This window comes from Streptomyces sp. NRRL S-350 (assembly GCF_000719705.1).
In the GTDB taxonomy this organism is placed as follows: Bacteria; Actinomycetota; Actinomycetes; order Streptomycetales; family Streptomycetaceae; genus Kitasatospora.
In genome coordinates this window covers 1-848 of record NZ_JOHO01000178.1, presented here as the reverse complement: position 1 = coordinate 848, position 848 = coordinate 1, and the positions used below count along the sequence as shown (strand labels likewise).

Below are 848 nucleotides of genomic sequence, written 5' to 3'. Positions count from 1 at the left end.
GTCCTGCCCGGCGGCGTCGTCGACGGCGACCGGCTCACGATCGCGGGCGACCGCATCGCGGGCCTCGGCGGCGACACCGAACCCGGCGACCTCGACCTGACGGGCCACACCGTCGTCCCCGGCTTCGTCGACCTGCACGTCCACGGCGGCGGGGGCGCCTCCTACGCCTCCGGCATCGCCGAGGAAGCCCTCCTCGCCGCCCGCACCCACCTGGCCCACGGCACCACCACCACCGTCGCCTCCACCGTCACCGGCGAGATCGACGAAGTCGCCCGCCAGGCCGCCGTCCTGTCCGAACTCGTCGAGGACGGCGTCCTCGCCGGCATCCACTTCGAAGGCCCGTTCATCTCGCACAACCGCTGCGGCGCCCACCGCCCCGACCTCCTGCGCGACCCGGACCCGGCCCTCGTACGCAAACTCGTCGACGCCGCCCGCGGCCACGCCACCATGGTCACCCTCGCCCCCGAACTGCCCGGCGGCCTCGACTCCGTCCGCATGCTCGCCGACCTCGGCGTCATCGCCGCCATCGGCCACACCGACGCCGACTACGCCACCACCCTCCGGGCCGTCGACGCCGGCGCCACCGTCGCCACCCACCTCTTCAACGCCATGCCCGGCATCGCCCACCGCGCCCCCGGCCCCATCGTGGCCCTCCTGGAGGACGAACGCGTCACCGTCGAACTCATCAACGACGGCGTCCACCTCCACCCCTCCGTCCTCGACCTCGCCTACGGCACCGCCGGCCCCTCCCGCGTCGCCCTGATCACCGACGCCATGGGCGCCGCCGGCATGGGCGACGGCCTCTACCCCCTCGGCCCCCTCCAGGTCGACGTCAAGGACGGCGTCGC

The 848-nt window shown here is 74.6% G+C and carries 1 protein-coding gene; it reads left to right on the top strand.

Annotated elements, in window-relative coordinates; genetic code table 11:
- On the top strand, nucleotides 1-848 hold an 848-nt coding region (locus tag IF30_RS0140350), incomplete at both ends, for an N-acetylglucosamine-6-phosphate deacetylase (protein WP_030248169.1).